Source organism: Kitasatospora sp. NPDC059571, from assembly GCF_042735675.1.
Lineage (GTDB): Bacteria > Actinomycetota > Actinomycetes > Streptomycetales > Streptomycetaceae > Kitasatospora.
Window position 1 is genome coordinate 1 of record NZ_JBHWBW010000594.1, and the last position, 3,791, is coordinate 3,791.

General features: G+C 79.0%; 1 protein-coding gene. It reads left to right on the forward strand.

Annotated features, from left to right (window positions below; translation table 11 throughout):
* Positions 1 to 3,791 (forward strand): SDR family NAD(P)-dependent oxidoreductase (locus tag ACFV0G_RS36200; RefSeq protein WP_380557091.1); only part of this gene is annotated, 3,791 nt, incomplete at both ends.

Below are 3,791 nucleotides of genomic sequence, written 5' to 3' on the forward strand. Positions count from 1 at the left end.
ATGGCGGTGCAGGACGCCGCCGAGGCGGCCGGGCACGACGCGGTGAGTGTGGGGACGCTGCGCCGCGGTGAGGGTGGGCCGCGCCGGGTGCTGGCGTCGCTGGCCGAGGCGTGGGTGCGCGGCGTGGCCGTCGACTGGCGGGCCGCCGCCTTCGCCGGCACGGCCACTGCGCCGGTGGCCCTGCCGACGTACGCCTTCGAGCGGGAGAACTACTGGCCCCGCCCGCTGACCGGCTGGCTGGGCGATGTCGCTTCGGCGGGTCTCGGGTCCGCCGACCACCCGCTGCTAGGCGCGTCCCTCGCGCTGGCCGACGGCGACGGCGAGGGGTACCTGTTCACCGGCCGGCTCGGTCTGGACTCGCACCCCTGGCTGGCCGACCACGCCGTCGGCGAGCTCGTGCTGCTGCCGGGCACTGCCTTCGTGGAGCTGGCCGTCCGGGCCGGCGACCAGGTGGGCTGCGACCGGCTGGACGAACTGACGCTGGAGGCCCCGCTGTTCCTGCCCGCCCAAGGCGGTGTGCAGGTCCAGCTCTGGGTCGGCGCACCGGACGAGGGCGGCCGACGCACGGTCAGCCTGTACTCCCGGGCCGAGGCGGTCGAGGCCGAGGAGCCGTGGACCCGGCATGCAGCCGGCCAGCTGTCCGCCGCTGCGCCGGTCGACGCCGGCCCCGACCTGGTGCAGTGGCCGCCGGCCGGTGCCGAGGCCGTCCCGGTCGACACCGTCTACCAGGGGTTCGCGGCGGCCGGGTTCGGCTACGGCCCGCTGTTCCAGAGCCTGCGGGCCGCCTGGCGCCGCGACGGCGACCTGTTCGCCGAGGTGGAGCTGCCGGAGGAGAGCCACGACCAGGCGGCCCGCTACGGACTGCACCCCGCACTGCTGGACGGCGCCCTGCACGCCATCGGCCTCGGCGGGATGCTGGCCGGGGCCGGTCAGGCGCGGCTGCCGTTCGCCTGGGGCGGGGTGCGCCTGCACGCGGCGGGGGCGACCTCGCTGCGGGTGCGGATCACCGCGCAGGGCGCCGACGCGGTCGCGCTGGCGGTCGCGGACGGCTCCGGCGCGCCGGTCGCCACCGTCGAGCAGCTGGTGCTGCGCCCGGTCGCGGTGGACCGGCTGTCGGCCGGACGGACCGCCTTCCACGAGTCGCTGTTCCGGGTCGACTGGTCTCCGGTGCCGCTCGGGCCGCCCGCCGCGGCCGCGCCGGGCGAGGGCTGGGCGGTGCTGGCCGGCGGTACGGAAACCGGCAACGCCGACATCGCTGCCGACACTGCCGCCGATGCGGCCGAGGAAGCGGTGCGGCTGCTCGGCCTCGGCGCGGCGACCCCGTACGCCGGGCTGGATGCGCTGGCCGCCGCCGTTGCGGACGGTGCAACCGTCCCCGGCACGGTCGTCCTCCCGCTGATCGGTGCCGGTCCGGCGGGAGCGGAGCACGGGCCCGACCCGGTGTCCGCCACCCGTGCCCGGCTGCACGCCCTGCTCGTACTCCTTCAGCAGTGGCTGGCCCTGGAGCCGTTCGCGGACTCCCGCCTGATCGTGGTGACCCGCGGGGCCACGGCCCCGGCCGACCCGACGGACCCCGGCGACCTGGCGGCCGCGGCCGCGTGGGGACTGCTGCGGACGGCGCAGGCGGAGCACCCGGACCGGATCGTCCTGGTCGACCTGGACGCCGACCCGGCCTCGCTGCCCGCCCTGCCGCGGGCCGCCGACTGCGGTGAGCCACAGGTGGCGCTGCGCGCCGGAGAGGCGCTCGCCCCGCGCCTGGCGCGCGTGCCCGACACCACCCGTACCGCCGACACCACCGACACCGCCGCCGCCGAGGCGCCGGCACCCGGGCTCGACCCGGACGGCACGGTGCTGGTCACCGGCGCGCTCGGCCTGCTCGGCACGCTGGTCAGCCGCCACCTGGTGACGGCGTACGGGGCACGGCGCCTCCTGCTGGTCTCGCGCCGAGGTGCGGACGCCGACGGGGCGCACGCGCTGGCCGCCGAACTGACCGCGCTCGGCGCCGAGGTGACGCTCGCCGCCTGCGACGTCGCCGACCGCGCCGCCCTGGCCGCGCTGCTCGACGGTCTGGCGCACCCGCTGACCGCCGTCGTGCACGCCGCCGGCGTGCTGGACGACGGCGTGCTCGCCTCGCTCACCCCCGAGCGGCTCGACGCCGTGCTGCGCCCGAAGGTCGACGCGGCCTGGAACCTGCACGAGCTGACGGCCGGCCACCCGCTGGCGGCGTTCGTGCTGTTCTCCTCCGCGGCCGGGGTGTTCGGTATGCCCGGCCAGGGCAACTATGCGGCAGCCAACGCCTTCCTGGACGCCCTCGCCGAGCGGCGCCGCGCCGACGGCCTGCCCGCGACCTCGCTCGCGTGGGGCCTGTGGGCCGAGGAGAGCACGATGACCGGCGACCTCGGCGACGAGGGCGTCCGGCGGCTGGCGCGCGGCGGCGTCGAGGGGCTCTCCTCCGAAGAGGGCCTGGCACTCTTCGACACCGCACTGGCACTCGCCGGCGGCACCCGCGTCCCCGGCCGCGTCTTCGGCCACGGCGCCGCGCACAACGGCGACGCGGACGCGGGTGACGGTGGCGCGGACGCCGCGGACGCCGGTGGCGCCGCCGCCGGCCCCGGCTCCGCGCTGCTGGTGCCCGCCAGGATCGACCTGGCCGGGGTTCGGGCCGGTGCCGCCGCGACCGGGCAGGTGCCCGCGCTGCTGCGCGGCCTGGTCCGCGTCCCGCTGCGGCGTTCCGCGACGGCCGGCGGGTCCTCGCCGCAGGCCCTGGCCGAGCGGCTGGTCGGACGGCCCGCCGAGGAGCAGGACGGGATCCTCCTGGAGCTCGTCCGGGTGCACGCGGCGGCCGTGCTCGGCCACCCGCGGCCGGAGGCCGTGGACGCCGAACGGGCCTTCCTGGAGCTGGGCTTCGACTCGCTGACCTCCGTGGAGCTGCGCAACCGCCTCGGCGCGGCCACCGGCCTGCGGCTGCCGGCGACGCTGCTCTTCGACCACCCGGCGCCGCGGCTGCTGGCCGGGCGGCTGCGCACCCTGCTCGCGACGTCCGCGGCGCCGCGGAGCCCCCGACAGCCGGCGGGGCGCGGCGCGGGGGGGCGCCGCGGGCGGGGGGGGGGGGGGCGGCCCCCCGGGCCCGCGCGGCCGGCGCCCCCCCCCACCCCCCCGGGGGGCCGGCCCACGGCGGAGGGCGGCACGGACGGCGGGCTGGGGAGCATCGGCACCCTGCTGCGGTCGGCGGCGGCGACGGGCCGCAGCAGCGAGTTCATGGAGCTGCTGTTCGCGGCCTCGCGCTTCCGTCCGTCCTTCGACGCGGTCGAGGCCGCGTCGGGCTCGGCACCCGCGATGGAGCCGGTCCGGCTCGCCGAGGGGCCGGAGCAGCCGCTGCTGGTCTGCCTGCCCTCACTGCTGGCGATCTCCGGCCCGCACCAGTACGCGCGGCTGGCCGCGGCCTTCCGCGGGCGGCGGGCGGTGAACGCGCTGCCGCTGCCCGGCTTGCTGGACGGCGAGCGGCTGCCCGCCGACGCGGCGGCGATCCTCGAACTGGCGGCACAGAGCGTGCTGCGGGTGGCCGACGGCGCGAAGTTCGTGCTGCTCGGCCACTCGACCGGCGGCCTGCTCGCGCAGGCGACCGCGGCCCGGTTGGAGGAGCTCGGTGCGGGCCCGTCGGCCGTCGTGCTGGTCGACACCTACTCCTTCACGGCACCCGCCGGGGAGGGCGACGAGTTCGGGGACGGGGCGGCGCGCCCGCGCGCCGGGGGGGCGCCCGGCGCCCCGCCGGCGCGCCCGGGGAGCGCGCC